Below are 23,002 nucleotides of genomic sequence, written 5' to 3' on the forward strand. Positions count from 1 at the left end.
GCCCCCTGCTCGGGCGAGGTCAGTCACCGAAACCATGAAGGAGTTGGCTGGCCATGGTGGGCATCTTGTAGATTCGTATGAACGGAGGTCATCGGTAACCTCTCCGGTTTCCTCGAGAAACGCAGGACACAGCCCGACGACCCCGGAGAACGGCCTGCGCGCCCCGCGTCGGGTCCCTCCCCCGTCACCCATCAAGATTCATCGTAGGTTTCGAGACAAGAGAACGGCGGCGACGAGATGCGGCTGCGCGCACTTCTGGACACCGATGCGCTGGGCCTGCGGCTGCTCGGCGGCGAGGACGAGCTGGACCGCTCCGTGCGCGGGGTGATGACCACCGACCTCCGCGACCCGAGCCGCTACCTCTCCGGCGGTGAGCTGGTGCTGACGGGCCTGGCCTGGCGCCGGGACGCCGACGACTCCGAGCCCTTCGTCCGCATCCTGGTGCAGGCGGGGGTGGCGGCGCTCGCCGCCGGCGAGGCCGAGCTGGGCGATGTGCCGGAGGACCTGATGCAGGCCTGCGCACGGCACCGGCTGCCGCTGTTCGCGGTGCACGAGTCGGTGGCGTTCGCGACGATCACCGAGCACGTCGTCCGGCAGGTCTCCGGCGAGCGCGCCGGGGACCTGGCGGCCGTGGTGGACCGGCACCGCCGGATGATGACCTCGGGCCCGGCGGGCGGCGGCCCGGACGTGGTCCTGGACCTGCTCGGCTCCGACCTGGACCTGCGCGCCTGGGTGCTCTCGCCCACCGGCCGCCTGATCGCGGGCTCGAAGGTCGCCGGCCCGGACCTGCCCCCCGAGACCTGCGCCGGGCTCGCCGCCGAGCACCTGGCCGCCGCCCGCACGGGCCGCCGCGGACCGCACCGGCTGCTGCTCGGCGGCAGCCGGTACTCCCTCTTCCCCATCCGCTCCTCCGGGCGCTCCCCGCAGGCCGCCCGCGACGTCCGGGAGACGGTCCTGTCGGACTGGCTGCTGGCCGTCGAGGCCGACGCGGGCGACTGGCCGGAAGAGCGCCTCGACCTGCTCCAGGGCGTCACCCAGCTGATCGCCGTCGAGCGGGACCGCCGCGATGCCGCCCGCACGGTGCGGCGCAGGCTCGCCCAGGAGGTGCTGGAGCTGGTCCAGACGGGTGCCGCGCCCGCCGAGATCGCGGCGCGTCTGAGGGTGGCGGCGCCGGTGCTGCTGCCCGGGCTCGGGACGGCCCCGCACTGGCAGGTGGTGGTGGCCCGCGTCGACTGGGAGGGCGACGAGGTCGAGGGCGGTCCGGTCGCCCAGTCGCTGCTGGAGGAGATCCTGGTCGACCCGCTGGCCACGGGCCCGGAGCCCTCGGACCGCATCGCTGTCGCCCACACGGGTGACGAGGCCATCGCTCTCGTCCCGCTCCCTGCGGTCTCCACCGAGCACGACGGCCCGGAGACCGGACTGCTCGCCGACGCGCTGCTCCAGTCGGTGCGCGAGCCGCTGTCTGCGGGCCTGAGCGAGGACGGGCGGCTCACCCTCGGGGTGAGCGCGGCCGTGCACTCGGCGGAGGGGCTGCGCGGCGCCCTGGAGGAGGCCCGGCACGCCCGCCGGGTGGCGGCGGCCCGGCCCGGCCGGGTCTGCGCCGCGGGCCACCAGGAACTGGCCTCGCACGTCCTCCTCCTCCCCTTCGTTCCGGACGACGTCCGCCGCGCCTTCACGGCACGTCTGCTGGACCCCCTGACGGACTACGACCGCCGGCACCGGGCCGAGCTGATCCCGACCCTGGAGGCGTTCCTGGAGTGCGACGGCTCCTGGACCCGCTGCGCCACCCGGCTCCACCTGCACGTCAACACGCTGCGCTACCGGGTGGGCCGCATCGAGCAGTTGACGGGAAGGGATCTCTCTCGCCTGGAGGACAAGCTGGACTTCTTCCTGGCTCTGCGCATGAGCTGAGGTCAGGCGGGGCGCGCGGCGGCCAAACCAAGTCACGCCAAAGCGCCTCCACTTTGTGAAATCTTTCACCCACCCTCTTGGCCCAGCGCCGCCATCGGTGTTGGAATGCCGCCACCACTCAACAGCTCGATGGCGTGCTCGGGGAGGGCAACGTGGCGTATTCCGCCATGTCTGGTAACGGAACGACCGCCGGTGACGATCCTCTCCAGACCGCGGTATGGCGGTTGCGCTCGCGGGCCTGCTGGGCCGATGCGGCGGCCCTGCTGCCACCGGACACCCCGACGGCCTCGCTCCAGCGGGCCGCGCTGCTCGTCGAGCGGTGCCTGTACACCGAGCGGGGCTGGGAGGAGGCGGAGGACGCGCTGCGCACGGCCGAGGCGCTGGCGCACTCCGACGAGGAGCGGGGGGCGGCCGCCTGCGAACGCGGCCAACTCGCCTACGCGGCCACGCTGCACGGGGTACGGGACCGGGCGGACGAGGCGCGTGCCGCGCTGGGCCGGGCGGCGGCGCTGATCCCTCCGGGGGGTGCGGGCCGGGCCCTGCTGGACTTCCGCAGGGGCCTGCTGGCCGAGAACCTGGCCCGTTCCCCGCAGGCGGCTCGCGCCGCGTACCGCCGGGCCCACGCGGGCGCCACGGCGCACTCCGACCCGCTGCTGCTGTCCTTCACCTGGCGCCATCTGGCCGGACTCGCCCTGCGGGACGGCGAGTTGACGGAGGCGCGGCACGGCTTCGCCGAATCGCTGCGGATCCGCGAGGAGTTGGGCTATCTGGTGGGTACGGCCCCCGCGCTCGCCTCCCTGGCGGACGCGGAGTCCGAGCCCGAGGCGTCGCGACTGCGGGAGGAGGCCCGCCGGTTGTTCCGGTTGCTCGGGGGTGTGCCCACATGGCTGGCCCGCCAGTTGACACCGCCGGCACCCGACGCCGCGACGGCCTAGCGGCGGAGCGCTGCGGGTGCGGGCCGAAGGGGCGCGGGGAACTGCGCGATCAACCGGAACGGACCCGCACCCGGCAGACGACCCGTACCCCTGCGGCGAGACCCCGCTCAGCTCGCGCCGGCGAAGTGCTCCCCGACCAGCCCCCGCACCACGTCCAGGTCACGGGCGATCAAGGCTTCCAGCAGCGCGGTGTGTTCCGCCGCGTCCGCCACCAGATCCGCCCGGCCGTGCCGGACCGGGCCTCCGACCGGCGGCCACTGGGACCGCCGGTGCAGATCCTCCGCGACCTGCACCAGCTGCTCGTTCCCCGACAGGGACAGCACCGCCCGGTGGAAGGCCCGGTCGGACTCCGCGTACGTCGCCGCGCAGCCGGAGGACGCGGCGCGTGCCGTCTCGTCCGCGAGGGGCCGGAGCCCGGCCCACCGCTCGGCCGGCACCGTACGGGCGAGCCGCAGCATCACCGGCACCTCGATCAGCGCCCGCACCTCGGCCAGCTCGGCCAGCTCGCGTGCGCCCCGCCGGACGACCCGGAAACCCCGGTTGGGCACGACCTCGACGGCGCCCTCCAGCGTGAGCTGCTGCATCGCTTCCCGCACCGGTGTCGCCGACACCCCGAAGCGCTCGCCGAGGACCGGCGCCGAGTACACCTCGCCGGGCTTCAGCTCGCCCGCCACCAGCGCCGTACGCAGCGCGTCCAGGATCTGCCCGCGCACCGAGGAGCGCTGCACGACGGCACGCGGCTGCGGGATCGGCGGCTCGCAGTGCGTGTGCTCGCCCCGTGCGCCCGGCACGGCCACGTCCCGTTCCCGGGCCACGTCGACCGCGCGCTGTGCCGGCACCCGGGCGGCGCCCTGCACACCGGCGGAGCCCTGCACACGCTGCTTCACGGGGTCCTCCTCCGGCTTGTCGGTACATGGGCCATTAACGGCGGGTTGTCACTTGTCCGTCAAGCACCATAGGCGCACCAGGCGGCAGTTCAAACTCCCTGAAGGGCAGATAAGGTTAGCCTTACCTGTGCAACCCGGTACGCGATCAAGGATCGGTGGTCCCGCCATGCCCGCTGCGGCCTCGCCGCTCACCGCCGCCTACGCCCGCCTCGCCGAGGTCTACCCCGGCCTGGCCGTGACGGTCCTGGACCCGGCGGAGGCGATGCCCGCGGGCGGCGGCCGGGTCGGCGCCGCCGGGCTCGCGGAGGGCGGGACCCGCCTCGACGCCTTCCTCGCCCGGGACGAGGCGCAGGTCCTGCGGGACTACGGGCAGCGGGCCCGCCCGGACGTCGTCGCGAGCTTCGGCCTGCACCGCTACGCCTGGCCGGCCTGCCTGCTGATCACCGTCCCGTGGTTCCTGCACCGCCGTGTCCCCCGGCTGCCCGTGACACAGGTCTCCTACGACCGCACCGCCGGCCGCATGGCCGTACGCCCCGCCTCCTTCGCCTGCCTGCCGGGCGACCCCGCGGCCGCACTGCCCGGCGCCGTCGTCGTGCCGGGCGAGGAGGCGCTGCGGGCCGAGGTGCGCGCGGCCGTGGCCGAACACCTGGAGCCCGTGCTCGCCGCCTTCGGGCCGCGGATGCGGCGGCGCGGGCGGGCCCTGTGGGGCATGGCGACGGACGAGGTCGTCGAGGGGCTGTGGTACGTGGCCCGCCTGCTGGGCGAGGCCGAGGAGGCACGGGCCGTACGGGAGCTGGAGCTGCTGCTGCCGGGCGCGACGAGGCCGTACGTCGGCTCGGCCGCATTCCGTGTGCTCACCGGGCCGGACGGCGAGCCACTGCCCACCCGGGACCGGGCCAGCTGCTGCATGTTCTACACCGTGCGCCCCGCGGACACCTGCGCCACCTGTCCGCGCACCTGCGACAGCGACCGCATCGCCAAACTCACTGCCGCCGCAGCGACCTGAGGATCCTTCAGGTCCGATGCGCCCCCCGGGTCCACTAAGATCACCGGAATCGGACGCCCGCCTGCGGACAGGTAATTCACAACTTCCTCACCAGTCTCAGGAACTTTCCGAGGAACCATCCGTACGGGTAGTCTTATTCGAACTCAACTCCCGCCCCTCAAGCGGCAGTTCGAGCAGAACGCCGCCCTGGGCATCCCCTTGCACTTCCTTGGCGGCCTCTTGCCCCGAAACCCCCTGAGGGCCGTCGGGCGTGGGCCAATATGGCGGGCGTTACGCCCTATCCCAATGCAAGGGACCCCTGATGAGATTGACCGACATATCGCTCAACTGGCTGCTTCCTGGCGCCGTACTGCTCCTGGGCATGCTGGTGGCGGTGGCGGTGCTCGCGCGCGGCAAGCGCTCCTCCGGGGAGAACGCGAGCACGGACGACTCGTGGGAGCGCAGCGAGGAGCGCCGCAGGCGCAAGGAGGCCGTCTACGGCACGGCCTCCTATGTACTTCTGTTCTGCTGTGCGGCGGTGGCGGCCGCCCTGTCCTTCCACGGCCTGGTCGGCTTCGGCGAGCAGAACCTCGGGCTGACCGGCGGCTGGCAGTACCTGGTGCCGTTCGGCCTGGACGGCGCGGCGATGTTCTGTTCCGTCCTCGCGGTGCGCGAGGCCAGCCACGGTGACGCCGCCCTCGGCTCCCGGATACTGGTATGGATGTTCGCCGCGGCGGCGGCCTGGTTCAACTGGGTGCACGCTCCCCGGGGAGTCGGCCACGACGGCGCGCCGCAGTTCTTCTCCGGCATGTCCATGTCGGCGGCCGTACTCTTCGACCGCGCGCTGAAGCAGACCCGCCGGGCCGCCCTGCGCGAGCAGGGTCTGGTGCCGCGCCCGCTGCCGCAGATCCGCATCGTCCGCTGGCTTCGGGCCCCCATCGAGACCTACAGGGCCTGGTCGCTGATGCTCCTGGAAGGCGTGCGCAGCCTGGACGAGGCGGTCGAGGAGGTCCGTGAGGACAAGCGGCAGAAGGACCAGACGCGGCAGCGGCGGCGCGACCAGCAGCGCGTGGAGCGCGCCCAGCTGAAGGCGATCAGCCGGGGCCACCGCGGCATCGTCGGCCGGCCCGGAGCCCGGCAGGTCGAGGTCCAGGCCGTGGAACGCGCCCCCGCGCAGGCCACCGCGGAGCCTGCCATATCGACGCCGGAACAACTGCCCGTACGCTCTCGGCCCTCCCTTCAGCCGGTCCGCAAGGGTACTGAGCCCCTCACCGTCGACCTCACCGCCGAGGACGACACGATGGCCCTGCCGCGCCTGGACTCGCTGGAGCGCAAACTGAAGGACCTGGAGCAGCAGTTCGGCTAGGACGTCCGGCCGGAGCTGCGACTCGTCACGGGACGGGGGCGTGACCGCACGGGTCACGCCCCCGTCCCGTTTCCGTGTCCGCCGCCGCCCGTCTCAGGCGGCCTCGGCACCGAGTTCGAACCACACCGACTTGCCCACCCCGTGCGGCCGTACGCCCCAGGCGTCCGCGAGGGACTGCACCAGCACCAGCCCCCGGCCGTGGGTGTCCTCGCTCGCCTCCGGCGCGTTCAGGCGCGGCCTGCGGGCCACGAAGTCCCGTACCTCCACGCGCAGTCCGCGCGGTGAGACCACGGCGGTCAGGACGGCGTCGTCGTCGGTGTGCACGAGCGCGTTGGTGACCAGTTCGCTGGTGAGCAGTTCGGCTATCTCCGAGCGGCCCGGCCTGCCCCAGTGCCGCAGCAGTTCGCGCAGCTCCCGGCGGGCCTCGGGCACCGCCCTGAGGTCGGCCCGCCCCAGTCTGCGCCTGAACTGGGGCGTGTGCGCCCCTTCCGTGATGGTGTCGGTCTCTTCCCCCGCCTTCGCCGAGGAGGCCCCGATGGCCACGGGACCGCCCCCTCGCGCCTGCCTCTTCATGACCCCCGCCCGCACGCTGCTTGACCCTGCCCCTCCTGGTCGAACACGTTCACGGGAATCCATGCCCAGCGAGCCTGAGGGCAGTCCTGGAGACCGGCGGACGACCGCCTTGGCCATGAAACTGGCCGGAAAGTTCCGTTCCCGGCCCCGGTTCAGGGCCTCGGGACGTTGCGCAGGTTGGAGCGGGCCATCTGAAGCATCCGGCCGACCCCGCCGTCCAGCACGATCTTCGAGGCGGACAGCGCGAATCCGGTGACCATCTCGGCACTGATCTTCGGCGGGATGGACAGGGCGTTGGGGTCGGTGACGATGTCCACCAGGGCCGGGCCCTTGTGCTTGAAGGCGTCCTTGAGCGCTCCGGCGAGCTGCTTGGGCTTCTCCACCCGCACCCCGTACGCGCCGCAGGCACGGGCGACGGCCGCGAAGTCGGGGTTGGTGTTGGCGGTGCCGTAGGAGGGCAGGCCCGCGACGAGCATCTCCAGCTCGACCATGCCCAGGGAGGAGTTGTCGAACAGTACGACCTTGACCGGCAGGTCGTACTGCACGAGCGTGAGGAAGTCGCCCATCAGCATGGAGAATCCGCCGTCGCCCGACATGGAGACGACCTGCCGGCGCCGGTCCGTGAACTGGGCGCCGATCGCCATGGGCAGCGCGTTCGCCATCGAGCCGTGCGAGAAGGATCCGATGATCCGGCGGCGGCCGTTGGGCGAGATGTAGCGGGCGGCCCACACGTTGCACATACCGGTGTCGACCGTGAACACGGCGTCCCCGTCCGCGACTTCGTCCAGGACGGCGGCCACGTACTCGGGATGGATCGGGACGTGCTTCTCGACCTTGCGGGTGTAGGCCTTGACCACACCCTCCAGCGCGTCGGCGTGCTTCTTCAGCATCTTGTCCAGGAAGCGCCGGTCGGTCTTCTCCTCCACCCGTGGGAGCAGACAGCGCAGGGTCTCACGGACGTCGCCCCACACGGCGAGGTCGAGCCGGGAGCGGCGGCCGAGGACCTCGGGCCGTACGTCGACCTGAGCGATCTGCACGTCGTCCGGCAGGAAGGCGTTGTACGGGAAGTCGGTGCCGAGCAGGATCAGCAGGTCGCACTCGTGGGTGGCCTCGTAGGCGGCGCCGTAGCCGAGCAGTCCGCTCATCCCGACGTCGTACGGGTTGTCGTACTGGATCCACTCCTTGCCGCGCAGGGCGTGCCCCACGGGCGACTTGATGCGCTCGGCGAAGTCCATCACCTCGGCGTGGGCGCCGGCCGTGCCGCTGCCGCAGAAGAGGGTGACCTTGCCGGCCGCGTCGATCATCTCCACGAGCCGGTCGATCTCGGCGTCCCCGGGCCGGACGGTGGGCCGGGACGTGACGAGGGCACTCTGCGGGGCCTTGTCCGGAGCGGGTTGGTCGGCGATGTCACCGGGCAGCGCGACGACGCTGACGCCGCTGCGGCCGACCGCGTGCTGGACGGCGGTCTGCAGCAGCCGGGGCATCTGCTGCGGATTGGAGATCAGTTCGCTGTAGTTGCTGCACTCCTGGAAGAGCCGGTCGGGGTGGGTCTCCTGGAAGTAGCCGAGGCCGATCTCGCTGGACGGGATGTGCGAGGCGAGCGCGAGCACCGGGGCCATGGAGCGGTGGGCGTCGTACAGGCCGTTGACGAGGTGCAGGTTACCCGGGCCGCAGGAGCCGGCGCAGGCAGCCAGCTTGCCGGTGATCTGGGCCTCGGCGCCGGCCGCGAACGCGGCGGTCTCCTCGTGGCGTACGTGGATCCAGTCGATGGCGGAGTTGCGGCGGACGGCGTCCACGACCGGGTTGAGGCTGTCGCCGACGACACCGTAGAGGCGGCGCACGCCGGCGCGGACGAGGATGTCGACGAACTGCTCGGCGACGTTCTGTTTGGCCACGGCTCTCGTCTGCCCCTTCGATGTCCCGGAATCCCCCTCCCGTTCCATCAATCCACAGAGGCCGGGGTTACGCCTCCCAAACGGCCGCCGCCGTGCGGTCGTCGGCGTAGCCCTTCACCCGCACCTGGGTGTCCCCGAGGAACGCGGCGAGGCCGGGCGGAGTACGGCCGGACCAGCGGCGGGCCAGATAGGCGCAGAGGGCGGGCTCGCCGCGCAGCGGATCGGCGAGCCCGCAGGTGCCCATCACCAGCACGTCACCCGGGCGGGCTACCGAGGCGCGGAAGCGGAAGGGTTCGCGGGGCGGCTCGGGTGCGGGCTCGTAGGGGCTCGGCGGGGTCGGGATGCCGAGGTCCATGGTGAGCCGGTCGCCCTCGGGGGTCTCGGAGGGCGGGGAGCCGAAGCCGAGGACGGGTTCACCGATGGTGTCGGCGGGCGCGACCAGCGGCTCGATGTCCTGCCATGCGCCGTCCCGCAGCCGGAACAGGCCCCCGTCGCCGACACCGAAGAACACGCGGGTACGGCAGTCCCGGTCGGCGGGCAGCAGCAGGCAGCGCAGGCTCGCCGTGTAGTCCTCGGGGTCCAGGTCCTGTTCGACGGCGCTGGCGCGCAGCTTGCCGAGGCTGCGGTCGGTCAGCCGGTGCAGTCCCGACTTCAGGTCACCGCGCCGGGCGGCCCGGATGTCGTCGGCCAGCCGCTGATGGCTGCGGCCCACGGCCCGCCCGATCAACTGGCACGCCTCGGCCGCCGCCAGGTGCGCACCCGGCGTGGCCCGCGCGCCGGACGCCATCGCGACGAGCACCAGCCCCTGCTCCCCCGTCCCGAACCGCGCGGTGAGCAGCGCGTCCCGACGCGGCTCCCCCCGGAATCGCGCCGAGTCCCCGCGCAGCGACACGGCCCGCAGAGTGCAGGCCCCGTACCGGGCTCCGTCCAGCACCGTGTCGGCGACCAGCTCGTCGAGCACGTCGGGGTCGGCGGCGGGCAGAGCGGTGGGCTCGGGATCGTAGGTGGGCGGGCCGGAGCCGACGTAGTCGAGGGAGGAGAGGGGCGCGGAGGAAGGCGGCGCGGGTGCTGCCGACATCTGGGCGTCGGCACTTTCCGGAACCGGTGGCTGAGCACCCGGTGCCCCGGGCGCGGCGGACCGGGGTGCTTCGTCCCTCGCCTTCCTCGGGTCCCATGACCTGCCCGGTGCGGGCGGCCAGATCCCGAGCGGCTCGAGACCGGAGACGGGGGCCGCGGTGCGCTCGCCCTCAGGCCGGTCCGGCGCGGACGGGAAGCTCTCCGGTGCCTCGGGCTCGGCCGGCGGGGGCTCCCAGGGGGCGCGCTGCCCGGGCGGTGCGCCGGTCGGGGTGCCCCGGGGCGGCTCTGCGGGTTCGTCGGGCGGTGCCTGCGGGCCCGGTGTGGTGGGCGCGGGCGGTGGTGACGCGGCTCGCTGGGGTGGTACCGCGGGCTCACGGGACGGCTCCTGGCGCAGCCTGCGGGGCGCCGTGCCGCCGGTGGGCCCCGCCGTACCGCCGGGCCGCCCCGCCACCGCGTTCTTCGCCGAGGTGAAGCGGTCGTCCAGGCTGTCGGGTGCGGCCGTGGGGCCCGTGTCCTCGGTCGAGTCGTCGTACAGCTGCCCCCACCAGTCGTCCTCGGGACGGGCGGGCCTACCCCCCTGCTGGCTCATGCCCCTAATTGTCCACCGCAGGGGCCCCGGGAAAACGGGGCAACGGGAAATTCCGGCGCACACGACCGCCTCGAACGGCGTGTCGAGGGACAACGCGAACGGCCGTACGAACGCGGGTTGATGGCCGCCGAGCGACCCCACCCCCCACGGGAGGGCCGCCCGGCGACATCGAAGTGACCCGGCCCCGCTTCCGCTCGTGCGCTCGCGCACGTCCGGGCCCGGATCACCGTCCCACCACGACCGGGTCGCCGAAGGCGCCGGTCGAATGGCCTGATTGTGGCTTGGATTCCTGGGACGCGGCTGTGGCGCGTGGGCACGGTTTCGCGTCCTTCGGTGCCCCCACCTTCGCAGAGCCACCACCGGTACAGCGATGATGTGCGGCGGCGGGTTTGCGCCGTGGCCGGTTTCCGCCAGGCCGCCCGCGTGGATGGCTTGTTCTCCGGGAGGGACGTGGGTCGATGCTGACAGCGATAGGCCTGGACGAGACGCACGAGTCGGCGTACCGGGCGCTGGTGTCCGTGGGCGCCGCCGAGGTGGCCGATCTGGCGCGCCGCCTGTCGCTGGCCGAGCCGGACACCGAGCGTGCGCTGCGCCGTCTTGAGCGGCAGGGTCTGGCGGCCCAGTCCCCGGCGCGGCCGGGCCGCTGGGTGGCGGCCCCGCCCGGGGTGGCACTGGGCGCGTTGCTCACCCAGCAGCGGCACGAGCTGGAGAAGGCGGAGCTGGCGGCGGCACTGCTGGCCGAGGAGTACCGGGCGGCGGCGGCCGAGCCGGAGGTGCACGACCTGGTGGAGGTGGTGACCGGCGCCTCGGCGGTCGCCCAGCGCTTTCTCCAGCTGCAGCTGGGCGCCGCCGAGGAGGTGTGCGCGCTGGTCACCGGTCATCCGGTGGTGGTGTCCGGGCTGGAGAACGAAGCGGAGGAGCAGGCGGCCGGGCGCGGGGTCCGCTACCGGGTGGTGGTGGAGCGGTCGGTGCTGGACCTGCCGCACGGGCTCACCGAGCTGGCGGCGGCGCTCGGCCGGGACGAGCAGGTGCGGGCGGTGGACCGGGTGCCGACGAAGCTGGTGATCGCCGACCGTGCCCTCGCCATGGTGCCGCTGGCCTCCAGGACGGCCGGGCCGGCCGCGCTGGTGGTGCACGCGAGCGGTCTGCTGGAGCTGCTGGCCGGCCTGTTCGAGTCGGTGTGGCGGGAGGCGCTGCCGCTCAGGCTGGGCGCGTCCGGGGTGACCGAGCAGCAGCCCGACGGTCCGGACGCCACCGATCTGGAGGTGCTGTCGCTGCTGCTGGCCGGAATGACCGACGCGAGCGTGGCCAAACAGCTCGACCTGGGCCTGCGGACCGTGCAGCGCCGGGTGAAGCGGCTGATGGAGCTGACCGGTGTGACGACCCGCCTCCAGCTGGGCTGGCACGCCTACGAGCGGGGCTGGGTGTCCCGCGAGGGCTCCCTGTGACCTGCGGTGCCTTCCGGCCTCCGGCACTCTGGGCAGATGGGAGCGTGGGAACTCCTGACGGTCGGCGTGGTGCTGGTGCTCGGCCTGTGCGGAGTGCTGGTGCCCGGCGTGCCTGGGTCGTGGCTGGTGTGGGCCGCGGTCCTGTGGTGGGCGCTCAAGGACCCGCGGCCGGTGGCCTGGGGGGTTCTGGTCGGGGCCACCGGGATCCTGCTGCTGTCGCTGGTGGTGCGCTGGGCGCTGCCGCCGCGCCGGCTGCGGGCGAGCGGCGCCACACCCCGCATGGGCGTGTACGCCGGTGTCGGCGCTCTCCTCGGCTTCTTCCTGATCCCGGTGGTGGGCGCGCTGCCGGGTTTCGTGGCCGGGATCTACGTGCACGAGCGGCTGCGACTCGGCGGGCACGACGAGGCGATGGCGGCGCTGCGCACGACGATGCGCGCAGGAGGCTCCAGTGTGCTGGCCGAACTGTTCGCGTGTCTGCTGATCGCGGGAGCGTGGCTGGGCGCGGTCCTGTGGGGCTGACCTGCCGGCAGGCGGCCGGGGCGGGGCGTGGGGTGCCGCCGGGTCGGGCGGCGGCCTGGGCGAAACCGGGGGTTCCGACCGGTTGACCGACGGCTGGGGCGAAACCAGGAGCGCCGGCCGGTCAGGGCGAAACCAGAAGCGCCGGCCGGTCAGGGCGAAACCAGAAGCGCCGGCCGGTCAGCCGGCCGCCGGGGCGGAGCCGGTGGTGCCGGCCAGGGCGTGGGCCACGGTGTCGGCGACCGCGGTCATGCCCGCGTCGTTGAAGTGCAGGTGGTCGCCGGGGTCGTAGCCGGGCAGGATCCGCTCGGGGACGGCCGGGTCTCGCAGGGCGGCGTCGGCGTCGGCGACCGCGTCGAAGGCGCCGCCGGTGCGGATGAACGCGTTGACCTGCTGCCGTACCGCCTCGCGGGCCGCCGTGTAGCCGGAGTACCCCCCGTACGGGGTCAGGGTGACGCCGACGACCCGGATACCGCGGGCGTGGGCGCGCGAGACGAGGGTGCGGTACGCAGCGGCGAAGGCGGCGGGGTCGGTGGCCTCCGGGCTGCCCTTGATGTCGTTGATGCCCTCGAACACGATCAGGACCCGTGCCCCGGCCCGGTCCAGGGCGTCGGCGTCCAGTCGGGCCAGGGCGCTCGGCCCGGTGCCGTCGCGCAGCAGGCGGTTGCCGGAGATGCCGGCGTTGAGGACGCCGAGCCGGTCGCCGCGCAGTCGCTGGGCGAGCCGGTCGGGCCAGCGGTGGTTGGTGTCGGGGGTGGAGCCGGTGCCGTCGGTGAGGGAGTCCCCGAAGGCGACCACGCTGCCGGCTGTGGGGCCGAGGACGTCGATGCCGGTGACGTAGTACCAGGAGGCGATGGCGGCGGTGTACACGGAGCCGTTCTCGTCGGCCGCGTGGCCGGCGCCGGCGCGGGCCAGGTAGCTGGTCTGCAGGGCGGTGCGGTGGTAGGTGGCCGGGCCGGAGTCGACCGGGGTGAGGACGGTGACCAGCAGGTCGGCGGCGGCCGGCACGGGCAGCGGAACGGGATCGGTGAGCAGGTCCTGGCCCGGCGGGACGATGGCCGTGGGGGCGCCGTCGAAGGTGGCGGTGCGCAGGGTGCCGGGCACGGCGTCCGGACCGGCGGCCCGCCGCAGCGCGACCGTGACCCCGCCGAGCAGGAGGGGCTGGGTGCCGAGCCGGTTGCTGAGCCGGATCCGCACGGCGGTGCCGCCGACGCTGAGGTGGACGACGTTGCGGACGGCGGCCCCGGGCAGCGCGGCGGCGGTGCCGGAGGGGGCCGTCTCCCAGCTGCCGGTCCACGGGGGCGCGGCGGGTTCGGCGGCGGCCGCCGCCGTGCCCGGCAGCAGCGCGAGCAGGAGCGCCGCGAGGAACCGTCCGACCTTGCCCATGCCTGCGCCCGCCCTTCCCGTGCCTGTCCGAGCCGACCGTGCCACACGGCCGCCTCCCGGCACCGGAACATCCCCGCCGGTCCACCCGCTCGGCGTAGGCCGTGCGTCGTAGGGCGTGGCAGAACCCGGGGATCGCCCTGGTCGTGGACGACGTGGTGAGCGTACGACCCTGGCGGGTGCACGGCGTCGACCTCCTCGGTGAGGCCGAACTCCTCGTCGGACCACACGAGTTGGACACGCACCTCGGCGAGGAGCTGATCCGCGGCCATCCGCGCCGGATACACGCCTGGGGGCTGGAGGAGGGCTGGGGCGTGTCCTCGCGTGTCACGCCCTGGGTTCCCGGCGCGGGAGATTCAAGGTGCGCCCTCAGCTGCGGCCGCCACCGGAGGCCCGCGGCCGCGCTCGGAACGAACTGCCGGTAGATCATTGCAACATTGCCTGACATGCAAGTAAATTTCCGACATTCGATTCGAGGTGTCACCGTCAGACGGGGGCAAGGATGAGCACGGACGACCGCGTCGCGGTGACGCCCGGGATCGCACGGCTGCACGCGTCGCCCGGACTCGCCGGGCCCGGCCGGCTCGGGCTGGTGACCAACCACACCGGCGTCCTCCCCGACCTGCGCCCCACCGCGCCCGCGCTGCTCGGGGCCGGCGCGCGGCTGGTCGCCCTGTTCGGTCCCGAGCACGGGCTGCACGGGACCGGCCAGGACGGAGAGAGCGAGGCCGCCCAGGCGGACCCCGCCACCGGGCTGCCGGTCCACGACACCTACCGGTGCAGTGGCGAGCACCTGGACGAACTGCTGCTCGACAGCGGCGTCGACACCCTGGTGTACGACCTTCAGGACATCGGGGCCAGGTTCTACACCTACGTGTGGACCATGTTCGACCTGATGGTCTCGGCGGCCCGTACGGGCGTACGGTTCGTGGTCGCCGACCGGCCGAACCCCCTCGGCGGACTCGTCAGCGAGGGCCCGCTGCTCGACCCGGCGTGGGCCAGCTTCGTCGGGCGCGCCCCGACACCGGTCCGGCACGGCCTCACCTGCGGCGAACTCGCCCGGCATCTCAACGCCTGGGACGTGCCCCGAGCAGCGGGCAGTGCGGCCGACCTGACGGTGATCGAGGTTGCCGGCTGGCGCCGCGCCATGGACGCGGAGACCACCGGCCTGCCGTGGGTCGCGCCCTCACCGAACGTCCCGACGCCCGCCACTGCCATCGTCTACCCCGGCACCTGCCTGTTCGAGGGGACGAATCTCTCGGAGGGCCGCGGTACCACGCAGCCCTTCGAGATCGTCGGGGCCCCGTACATCGACGCGCGGTTCGCGCCCTCGCTCGCCGAACTCGCCCTGCCGGGAGTGCACTTCCGTGATCTGCGCTACGTACCGACCTTCCACAAACACGCCGGACGGCCGCTGCGCGGGGTCCAGCTCCACATCACCGACCGCAAGGTGTTCGCTCCCGTACGCACCGCCGTCGCGATGCTCGCCACGCTGCGCCGGCTGTACCCGGACGCCTTCGCCTGGCGCACCTCGGACGGCGGCGAGGAGGGCACCGGCCACCGTCACTTCATCGACCTGCTGTGGGGATCCGACAGGTTGCGGCGCGCCGTCGACGCGGGCGACGACCCGCTGCCGCTGTGCGATCCGCCGGCACCGCCCGGCCGGTGGGCCGGCGACGACGTGCTGCTCTACCCCTGAGACCTCCTGTCCCGACGTCGCGCACAGCCCCGTCGCCGCCGCGGACGCGACCTGCGTATGGAAGGACATCCCCGTCGATGACCGATCGCACGACGACATCCCGGACCGAGATGCGTGGCTTTCGCGCGGGTGACGGCCCGCAGTTGGTGGAGGCGTGGCGCCGGAGTGCGCCGGCCGACGCGATCTCCTCGGACCGCTTCCGCTCCCTGGTGCTGCTCGACGCCAACTTCGATCCGGAGGGGCTTCGGGTCGCCGTCGACGGCGACCGTGTCGTCGGCGCCGCCTACGCGGTGCGCCGTCTGACGCCGATGGCCGGCACCGACCTGGAGCCGGAGCAGGGCTGGATCCCGTTCTTCTTCGTCGACCCGGCCGTCCGAGGGCGCGGCCTCGGACGCCGGCTGCTGACCGACGCCCTCGACTGGCTGCACAGCCACGGCCGCACCCGGGTGGACTTCTCCTCGTACACCCCGAACTACGTCCTCCCCGGCCTGGACGCCGAGGCGTACCCGGAAGCGGCCGGGCTCCTCGGGTCCCTGGGCTTTCGCACGCTGTACGAGGCGGCGGCGATGGAGCGCGGCCTGGTCGGCTACCGCATCCCGGAGGATGTCGCGGGCCGCCTGGACGAACTGACGGCGCAGGGCTACCGGTTCGCCACCCCGTGCGACGACGACCTGGTGGACCTGTTCGCGCTCGCCGGGAACCACTTCGGCCCGGACTGGGCGTGCACGATCCGGGGGTGTCTGGCCACGGGCACGCCGCTCGACCGGATCGTCGTCGCCCGGGAACCCTCGGGCCGCCTGGTCGGCTGGGCGATGCACGGCACGTTCGATGCGGTGGACGAGCGGTTCGGGCCGTTCGGCGTGCTGGAGGAGATGCGCGGCACCGGGCTCGGCAAGGTGCTGCTCCACCTGGTCCTGGAACGGATGCGGGCGCGCCGTGCGCACTCCGCGTGGTTCCTGTGGACCGGCGAGCAGTCCCCGGCGGGCCACCTGTACCGCGCGACCGGTTTCACCACGACCCGGGTGTTCCGCGTGATGCGCCGGGAGGACGCACGGTGACGCCGTCACGCCGCACCGGGGGCCTGAGCCGCCGTCACTTCGCGCTCGCGCTCCCCTCGGCGCTGCTCGCCTCCGGATGCGCCGCGCCGCACCACGGCACCGGGCGGCCCGGGGATCCGATCGTCCTCACCCTGCTCTCCCACTACGCGAGCGGGGCGCTCAAGGAGGCCCTGCAGGGACCGGTCGACGAGTGGAACGCCACGCACGACCGGGTCAAGGTGCGGACGAAGGCCGTCGAGTTCACGGACCTGCTGACCACGTTCATGGTCCGGCAGGCCGCGGGCCAGGGCGCCGACATCCTCCACCCGTACTGCCTGTGGAACGGCCAGCTCGTCCGGGCCGGCGTCCTGCGGCCCGCTCCGTCCGAGCACGCCGAGGAGATCACGCGCGGCTACGGCGAGGCCGCGGTCGGCGCCTCGTCGGTGGCGGGCGAGGTCTACGGCTACCCCACCGAGGTGCAGACGTACGCCCTCTACTACAACAAGCGGCTGCTGCGCGAGGCGGGCATCGACGGCCCTCCGCGCACCTGGCGGGAGCTGGAGGAGACGGCCCACCGCACCGCCCGGCGGGACCGGTACGGCAACACGCTGGTCCAGGGGTTCGGGCTGTCGACCTACGACGACTCCACCACCGTCGGCCAGACCCTTGCGCTGCTCAGCGCCGCCGGCGGAACGTTCGTCTCCGCGGACGGCAGAAGCACCGCCATCGACTCGCCGGCCGGCCGGGCCGTGTTCGACCTGGAGCACCGCCTCGTCGCCGGAGCGGCGAGCGCCCCCGGCGTCAACGTCTACAAGGCGTTCCCGTCCGGGCAGGTGGCCATGGTGGTCAGCGCCGGCTGGTGGACCGGGAGTCTGAAGCCCCTGATGGGCCAGGACTACCGCGATGTCGGAGTCGCGCCCGTGCCCGTCCCCGAGGCGGACGACGAGCACGCCACGCTCTCCACCGGCTTCATGCTGGGGGTCAACACGGCCAGCGAGCACCCGCGCGAGGCCTGGGAGTTCCTGCGCTGGCTCAACACCGAGAGGGTGGGCGTGAAGAGCGCCGCAAAGGGTGCGGCAGCGACCCGGATGAGTTCCCTGCAGGTGTCGGTCGGCTCCCTGACCGGGCGCGCCGACGACATGCGGACGCTCCTGGGCAAGGGCGGCGATCCGAACCTGCGCCCGTTCCTGGACGCGCTGGCGTACGCGGTGCCGGAACCGAACGTGCCGGGCGCGCAGCAGGCCAAGTCGTTGCTGCGCAAGAACATCGAGGCGTTGTGGACGGGTCAGCAGTCGGTCGACGAGGCACTGCGCACCACCCGCCGTCAGGTCGACCAGGAGGTGTCGCGCTCATGGTGAACACCCTGGCGCCGGAGACGGCCGAGCGGGCGCACAGCCCGCGGTCCGCCGGGCCCGCCGTCGACCACCGCGGCCGGACCCGGCGCCGCCAAGCCGTCGTCGCCTACCTCTTCCTGGCGCCGACGCTGCTGTTCTTCGCGGTCTTCCTGATCCTGCCGCTCGGCTTCGCGCTGCTGCTGTCGATGTCCCGCTGGGCCGGTTTCGACCTCGGCGACATCGATCCGGTCGGCCTGGACAACTTCACCGGCCTCTTCGCGGACGGATCGACGTTCCTGGCGCCGATCCTCACCAACACGCTGCTGTTCGCCCTGGGCACCGTGGCCCTCGCGCTCGCCGGCTCCCTGCTCGTCGCCACCTGCATCGACAGGCTGCGGTTCCAGGGGCTGTGGCGCACCCTGTACTTCCTGCCGATCGTCACGACCGTCGTCGCCGTCGGCAACGTGTGGAAGTACATGTACGAGCCGGGCGGCCTGGTCAACGGCGTCCTCAACGCCCTCGGGCTCGGCTCGGTGGCGTTCCTGCAGGACCCGGACACCGCACTGCCCTCGGTCGTGGTCGTCCAGGCCTGGGCCTCGGTCGGCTCGGCGATCCTCGTCCTCACCGCCGGGCTGAAGTCCGTTCCCGAGTCGTACTACGAGGCCGCCGCGCTCGACGGCGCCGGGCCCGTCACCGTCTTCCGGAAGATCACACTGCCGCTGCTGCGGCCGTCCCTGCTGTTCGTGTGCATCACCCAGTTCCTCACCGGCCTGCAGTCGTTCGCGCTGATCATCGTGATGACCAAGGGCGGGCCGGGTGACGCGACCAACGTGGCCGCGCTGGAGATGTACCGGCAGGCCTTCTCGTACGGCGACTGGGGCACGGCGAGCGCCGCCGCCTTCGTGCTGTTCGTGGTGGTCCTCGTGGTCACCCTGGTGCAGTTGTGGATCTTCCGGCGCAAGGGGGAGGACGCATGACCCGCCGCCGTTTCCCGTGGTTCTCGTATCTGGTGGTCGTGGCCGGTGCCGTGCTCACGGTGGTGCCGTTCCTCGACATGGTGATGACGTCGTTCAAGGGGCCGGGTGAGTCCGGCACGCTGCCGTACCGTTTCCTGCCCGAGGCGTTCGACCTGTCCAACTACCGGGCGGCGGTCGACCAGCTCGATCTGCCGGTGCTCTTCCGCAACAGCGTCGTCGCCACCGCCCTGATCACCGGATCGGTGCTGCTCACGTCGTCCCTCGCCGGATACGCGCTCGCCAAACTCCGCTTCCCCGGCCGGAACTTCATCTTCCGCCTTGTGCTGTCGACGATGATGTTCCCGCCGTTCCTCTTCTTCGTCCCGCACTTCCTGATCCTGGTGCACTGGCCGCTGGCGGGCGGCAACGACCTCTTCGGGCGCGGCGGCGCGGGCCTGACCGTCAGCATCGCGGCGCTCGCCATGCCGTTCCTCGTCAACGGCTTCGGGATCTTCCTGATGCGCCAGTTCATGGTGTCGATCCCGGACGAGGTCCTCGAGGCCGCCCGCATCGACGGGGCCGGCGAGTTCGCCGTGTGGTGGCGGATCGTGGTGCCGCAGACCAAGCCGGTCGTGGTGACGCTCGGCCTGCTGACCTTCGTCGACGCCTGGAACGAGTACATCTGGGCGCTGCTCGTCTCGACCGCCGACCCGGACGTGATGACCCTGCCCGTCGGTATCCAGCTCCTGCAGGACTACGTCGACCCGACCCGCACGATGCCCATCGTCATGGCCGGCCTCGTCCTGAGCATCCTGCCGGTCCTGGTCCTCTTCCTGCTGCTGCAGAAGTACTACATCCGCGGCGTCATGCTCAGCGGCCTCAAGTAGCGCATACGCATCCTGAGCCCACCCCCGTGTCCCGTGATCAGGAAGGGAGATCCTGGGCCGGGAGCACGCCCTCCAGTGTCAGCAGCCATACCTTCCTCTCCAGCCCCCCGGCGTACCCGGTCATCGAGCCGTCCGCTCCGATGACGCGGTGGCAAGGGCGCACGATGAGCAGGGGGTTGGCGCCGATCGCTCCGCCGACGGCACGGACCGCTGCGCGAAAGGCGCCGATCCGGGCGGCGATCTCGCCGTAGCTGGTGGTGGCGCCGTACGGCACGGAGTCGAGCGCGGCCCACACCCGCTCGCGGAACTCGGTGCCGTGGGTGCGCAACGGCAGCCGGAAGTCCTTGAGTTCACCGGCGAAGTAGGCGGCGAGCTGTTCCTCGGCCGCACGGAACGGGCCGGGGTCGTGGCGCCAGCCGTCCTGCACGGTCCGGCCGCCCTTCTGCCCGGGCATCGACAGCGAGGTGAGGGCGCCGTCCGGGTCGGCGGTGAGCAGCAGCCGGCCGATCGGGGTGTCCGTGCCGGTCCAGTAGGTCGTCGTTTCCATCAGTCGGTCAGCTCCCCCGCGATACGCAGATGCTGGGCGGCGTAGGAGCGCCAGGGCCGCCAGGTGTCGGGTGTGTCGAGGCCGGGCGGCGCCACGTCCGGATCGCCGAGCGCGCGGACGCGGACGGTGGCGACGACGGCCGGGGTCATGCCGGGCAGCGCGAGCAGGGCCCGCTGGGCGTCGTCCCGGTCGGCGCCCGGGTCCAGATGCACGGTGCCGTCGGCGAGGGCGGCGGCCAGTGCGCCGAGCGGGCCGCCGGGCCGGGCCTCGGCGAGGACGGACGGCTCCGGGAAGAGGTGGGTGAGGCTGCCGCAGGGGGCGTCGAGTGCCTTGCCGTACCGGCGGACCAGGTCTTCCGCCCCGGCGACGCCCACGAGCGCCCGTACGGTCGGTTCCAGGGCGTCGACGGCGCCGGGCGAGCGCAGTCCGGGCCGGGCGGCGACCAGCGGGGCGAGCCTCGGGTCGGCGCCGAGCCGCTCGTCCACCGCGTACGGGTCGGCGTCGAGGTCGAACAGCCGCCGCAGCCGCTGCACGGCGGTGGTCAGGTCCCGAGGGTCGGTGAGGTGCAGCCGCGCGTCGAGCCAGCCGCCCGGATGCGTGCCGCCGCCCGTCCTCGGCCCCCCGGTGCGCTCTTCGACGGCGACGAGCGCGGTGCCGTACGGCAGCCGCAGTGTGCGCCGGTAGGTACGGCCGCCCGGGGCGCCGCTCACCTCCTCGACGCCCGGTACGGCCTCCCGCGTCAGCTGGTCGAAGACGGCGGCGGCCTGGTAGGGGCCGCGATGGGCGAGCCGCAGGGGGATGCCCGCGGCCGGCGTGGCCCGGCGGGCGCCCCGGCCCCGGGGTGCGGCGGCCCGTACCTCGGTCGGCGTCGAGTCGTACACCTCGCGGACGGTGTCGTTGAACTGCCGCACGCTGGCGAACCCGGACGCGAACGCGATGTCCGTGATCGGCAGGTCGGTGGTCTGCAGCAGCACCCGGGCGGTGTGCGACCGCTGGGCGCGGGCGAGTGCCACGGGTCCGGCACCGAGTTCGGTCGTGAGCTGCCGCTGCACCTGCCGGGCGCTGTAGCCGAGCCGCGAGGCGAGGCCCCGGACGCCCTCGCGGTCCACGACGCCGTCGGCGATCAGCCGCATGGCCCGGCCGACGGAGTCCGCGCGGACGTTCCACTCGGCGGAACCCGGCACCGCGTCCGGCCGGCAGCGCCGGCAGGCCCGGAAGCCCGAGCCCTGCGCGGCGGCGGCCGTCGGGAAGAACCGCACATTACGCCGCTTCGGGGTGACCGCCGGGCAGCTGGGCCGACAGTAGATCCCGGTTGTCTCGACGGCGAAGAAGAACGCGCCGTCGAACCGTCCGTCCCGGCTGCGCACCGCTTCGTACCTGGTGTCCTCGTCCATCACGTGTTCCAGTGTGGGGCCGCGACGGCCGGACCGGCTGGCGGAAATCGGACGTGCAGCTGCGTCGCGGCCGGAGATCAGGGCCGTCCCCCTGGTCCAGGAGTTCCTCGGCCGTGCGCCGTCCGCTCCACGCCGAGGGTGCGGTATCGGCCGGCGGGGTTCGGTGCCGCCGGTCCCGGCGGGTACCGAAGCACCCGCCGGGAACGCGGCCCCGTGTGCCACCGCACCCGGGGCCCTACGACAGGCGGCCCCGCTTGGCCTCCATCGCGGCCCTGCCCTCCGCCCCCTTCCGCTTCCAGTCCTTCCTGATCTCGGCCCGGAGCCGTGCGTCCGTCTTGGCGACGATCCGCTGGTTCTCCCGCATCAGCTTGCGGTAGCTCTCCAGCCGGCGGACCGGAAGCTGCCCGCTGTCCACGGCGGAGCGGACCGCGCAGCCGGGCTCGGACTCGTGCGCGCAGTCGTGGAAACGGCACTGCTCGGCCAGTTCCTCGATCTCGGAGAACACCTGCCCGACCCCGCTCTCGGCGTCGAACAGGCCCACGCCCCGCAGCCCGGGGGTGTCGATCAGCACGCCCCCGGAGGGCAGGGGCAGCAGGTTGCGGGTGGTCGTGGTGTGCCGGCCCTTGCCGTCCACGTCACGGGCGGTCTGTACGTCCATGACGTCCTCGCCGACGAGGGCGTTGGCGAGGGTGGACTTGCCGGCGCCGGACTGTCCGAGCAGCACGGACGTGCCCGAGCCGACGAGGGCGACCAGCGTGTCGAGGCCGTCGCCGTGCAGGGCGCTGACGGTGAGCACGGGCACGCCGGGCGCGGTCGTCTCGACGTCCTGGACGAGGTGGGCCAGCGTCACCGGGTCCGGCACGAGGTCGGCCTTGGTGAGGACGACCACGGGCTGTGCGCCGGACTCCCACGCCAGGGCCAGGAACCGTTCGACGCGGCCGAGGTCGAGTTCGACGGCGAGGGACACGGCGACGACGGCGTGGTCGACGTTGGCCGCGAGGATCTGCCCCTCGGACCGCTTGGAGGAGGTGGAGCGCACGAAGGCGGTGCGGCGCGGCAGATACGCACGCACATAGCGGGGGGTGCCGCCGGGTTCGACGGCGACCCAGTCGCCGGTGCACACGACCCGCATCGGGTCGTGCGGGGTGACGAAGGCGGTGTCGGCGCGCAGCACACCGCCCGCGGTGACCACGTCGCACTGGCCGCGGTCGACCCGGATCACCCGCCCGGGCAGCAGCCCTTCGGACTCGTGCACAGTGAACGCGTCGGCCCAGGCCTCGTCCCAGCCGTAGGGAGCCAGCGCGGCGAAAACAGTGGAGCTGGAAGTCAAGGGAGACCCTTCACAAGGGTGGCCCCGGCGAGCGCGTACGGCGCGGACAGGTCAGCCGGTGGCCACGGAGGTGGACTTGATGAACTCCTGGATGAGGGCAACGCCCAGCACAGTGACAGTCATTGGTCACACCTCCCGTTACTCACTCGGCCGACAGCAGTGGCCAACAGCCACCGCACGAAGCGAGCCCAACCCTAGACGCGCGCACACTCGGGCACCACCGATTTTCCGGCAGGGTCACAGGCCGTACTGA

General features: G+C 73.1%; 19 protein-coding genes and 1 pseudogene. 12 read left to right on the forward strand and 8 right to left on the reverse strand.

The features are described from left to right. Nucleotides 1-237: 237 nt before the first annotated feature. On the forward strand, nucleotides 238-1,911 hold the full coding sequence (locus ABZ471_RS01410; protein ID WP_359061122.1) for a PucR family transcriptional regulator ligand-binding domain-containing protein: 1,674 nt from the start codon (nucleotides 238-240) through the stop codon (nucleotides 1,909-1,911). A 152-nt stretch (nucleotides 1,912-2,063) separates the two neighbouring features. Continuing rightward, a complete protein-coding gene (locus tag ABZ471_RS01415) occupies nucleotides 2,064-2,846 on the forward strand; it encodes a hypothetical protein (RefSeq protein WP_359061124.1) in 783 nt (260 codons plus the stop codon). A gap of 107 nt (nucleotides 2,847-2,953) precedes the next feature. Here ABZ471_RS01415 and ABZ471_RS01420 read toward each other — a convergent pair whose 3' ends face one another. Further along, entirely contained in the window at nucleotides 2,954-3,733 is a 780-nt protein-coding gene (locus tag ABZ471_RS01420; RefSeq protein WP_359061126.1) for a GntR family transcriptional regulator, read from the reverse strand. Between the two features lie 166 nt (nucleotides 3,734-3,899). Between ABZ471_RS01420 and ABZ471_RS01425 the strand changes: the two genes are divergently transcribed. Further along, a complete protein-coding gene (locus ABZ471_RS01425) occupies nucleotides 3,900-4,739 on the forward strand; it encodes a (2Fe-2S)-binding protein (RefSeq protein WP_359061128.1) in 840 nt (279 codons plus the stop codon). Nucleotides 4,740-5,040: 301 nt separating this feature from the next. After that, nucleotides 5,041-6,084 carry a DUF2637 domain-containing protein gene (locus ABZ471_RS01430; RefSeq protein ID WP_359061130.1) on the forward strand — a complete coding sequence of 348 codons (1,044 nt, stop codon included), beginning with the start codon at nucleotides 5,041-5,043 and terminating at the stop codon, nucleotides 6,082-6,084. A 93-nt stretch (nucleotides 6,085-6,177) separates the two neighbouring features. On the opposite strand, the gene ABZ471_RS01435 is transcribed toward ABZ471_RS01430, so the two are convergent. The 3 genes from ABZ471_RS01435 to ABZ471_RS01445 form a co-directional block, all read right to left on the reverse strand. Next, on the reverse strand, nucleotides 6,178-6,627 hold the full coding sequence (locus tag ABZ471_RS01435; protein ID WP_359061132.1) for an ATP-binding protein: 450 nt from the start codon (nucleotides 6,625-6,627) through the stop codon (nucleotides 6,178-6,180). A 182-nt stretch (nucleotides 6,628-6,809) separates the two neighbouring features. Next, entirely contained in the window at nucleotides 6,810-8,552 is a 1,743-nt protein-coding gene (locus ABZ471_RS01440; protein WP_359061134.1) for a pyruvate dehydrogenase, read from the reverse strand. A 67-nt stretch (nucleotides 8,553-8,619) separates the two neighbouring features. After that, nucleotides 8,620-10,218 (reverse strand): protein phosphatase 2C domain-containing protein, encoded by a 1,599-nt coding sequence (locus ABZ471_RS01445; RefSeq protein ID WP_359061136.1) that lies wholly within the window; start codon nucleotides 10,216-10,218, stop codon nucleotides 8,620-8,622. A gap of 458 nt (nucleotides 10,219-10,676) precedes the next feature. On the opposite strand from ABZ471_RS01445, the gene ABZ471_RS01450 reads away from it, so the two are divergent. Both ABZ471_RS01450 and ABZ471_RS01455 read left to right on the forward strand, forming a co-directional pair. Continuing rightward, nucleotides 10,677-11,666, forward strand: a complete 990-nt coding sequence (locus ABZ471_RS01450; protein WP_359061138.1) for a helix-turn-helix domain-containing protein — start codon at nucleotides 10,677-10,679, stop codon at nucleotides 11,664-11,666. Nucleotides 11,667-11,702: 36 nt separating this feature from the next. Next, on the forward strand, nucleotides 11,703-12,185 hold the full coding sequence (locus tag ABZ471_RS01455; RefSeq protein WP_359061140.1) for a DUF456 domain-containing protein: 483 nt from the start codon (nucleotides 11,703-11,705) through the stop codon (nucleotides 12,183-12,185). A gap of 177 nt (nucleotides 12,186-12,362) precedes the next feature. Here ABZ471_RS01455 and ABZ471_RS01460 read toward each other — a convergent pair whose 3' ends face one another. Continuing rightward, complete coding sequence (locus ABZ471_RS01460) at nucleotides 12,363-13,568, reverse strand: SGNH/GDSL hydrolase family protein (RefSeq protein ID WP_359061142.1); 1,206 nt, start codon at nucleotides 13,566-13,568, stop codon at nucleotides 12,363-12,365. Nucleotides 13,569-13,687: 119 nt separating this feature from the next. On the opposite strand from ABZ471_RS01460, the pseudogene ABZ471_RS01465 reads away from it, so the two are divergent. The 6 genes and pseudogenes from ABZ471_RS01465 to ABZ471_RS01490 form a co-directional block, all read left to right on the forward strand. Then, nucleotides 13,688-13,870, forward strand: a pseudogene (locus ABZ471_RS01465) (PPOX class F420-dependent oxidoreductase); the annotation flags it as partial. 197 nt (nucleotides 13,871-14,067) lie between these two features. Further along, nucleotides 14,068-15,264 carry a DUF1343 domain-containing protein gene (locus ABZ471_RS01470; protein WP_359061144.1) on the forward strand — a complete coding sequence of 399 codons (1,197 nt, stop codon included), beginning with the start codon at nucleotides 14,068-14,070 and terminating at the stop codon, nucleotides 15,262-15,264. A gap of 77 nt (nucleotides 15,265-15,341) precedes the next feature. After that, nucleotides 15,342-16,322 (forward strand): GNAT family N-acetyltransferase, encoded by a 981-nt coding sequence (locus ABZ471_RS01475; RefSeq protein ID WP_359061146.1) that lies wholly within the window; start codon nucleotides 15,342-15,344, stop codon nucleotides 16,320-16,322. After that, nucleotides 16,319-17,659 (forward strand): ABC transporter substrate-binding protein, encoded by a 1,341-nt coding sequence (locus tag ABZ471_RS01480; protein WP_359061148.1) that lies wholly within the window; start codon nucleotides 16,319-16,321, stop codon nucleotides 17,657-17,659. The genes ABZ471_RS01475 and ABZ471_RS01480 overlap by 4 nt, the downstream gene beginning before the upstream one ends. After that, nucleotides 17,653-18,612, forward strand: a complete 960-nt coding sequence (locus ABZ471_RS01485) for a sugar ABC transporter permease (RefSeq protein ID WP_359061150.1) — start codon at nucleotides 17,653-17,655, stop codon at nucleotides 18,610-18,612. The genes ABZ471_RS01480 and ABZ471_RS01485 overlap by 7 nt, the downstream gene beginning before the upstream one ends. Then, nucleotides 18,609-19,478 carry a carbohydrate ABC transporter permease gene (locus ABZ471_RS01490; protein WP_359061152.1) on the forward strand — a complete coding sequence of 290 codons (870 nt, stop codon included), beginning with the start codon at nucleotides 18,609-18,611 and terminating at the stop codon, nucleotides 19,476-19,478. Before ABZ471_RS01485 ends, ABZ471_RS01490 begins: the two co-directional genes overlap by 4 nt. Nucleotides 19,479-19,515: 37 nt before the next feature. On the opposite strand, the gene ABZ471_RS01495 is transcribed toward ABZ471_RS01490, so the two are convergent. The 3 genes from ABZ471_RS01495 to rsgA form a co-directional block, all read right to left on the reverse strand. Further along, the gene (locus ABZ471_RS01495) at nucleotides 19,516-20,025 is read right to left on the reverse strand and encodes a methylated-DNA--[protein]-cysteine S-methyltransferase (RefSeq protein WP_359061154.1); all 510 of its coding nucleotides are present in this window, start codon (nucleotides 20,023-20,025) and stop codon (nucleotides 19,516-19,518) included. Next, nucleotides 20,025-21,419, reverse strand: coding sequence for an AlkA N-terminal domain-containing protein (locus ABZ471_RS01500; protein WP_359061284.1), 1,395 nt, complete (start codon nucleotides 21,417-21,419; stop codon nucleotides 20,025-20,027). The genes ABZ471_RS01495 and ABZ471_RS01500 overlap by 1 nt, the downstream gene beginning before the upstream one ends. Nucleotides 21,420-21,654: 235 nt before the next feature. Beyond that, a complete protein-coding gene (gene rsgA, locus ABZ471_RS01505) occupies nucleotides 21,655-22,749 on the reverse strand; it encodes a ribosome small subunit-dependent GTPase A (protein WP_359061156.1) in 1,095 nt (364 codons plus the stop codon). Between the last annotated feature and the right edge of the window lie 253 nt (nucleotides 22,750-23,002).

This window comes from Streptomyces sp. NPDC005728 (assembly GCF_040630895.1).
Lineage (GTDB): Bacteria > Actinomycetota > Actinomycetes > Streptomycetales > Streptomycetaceae > Streptomyces.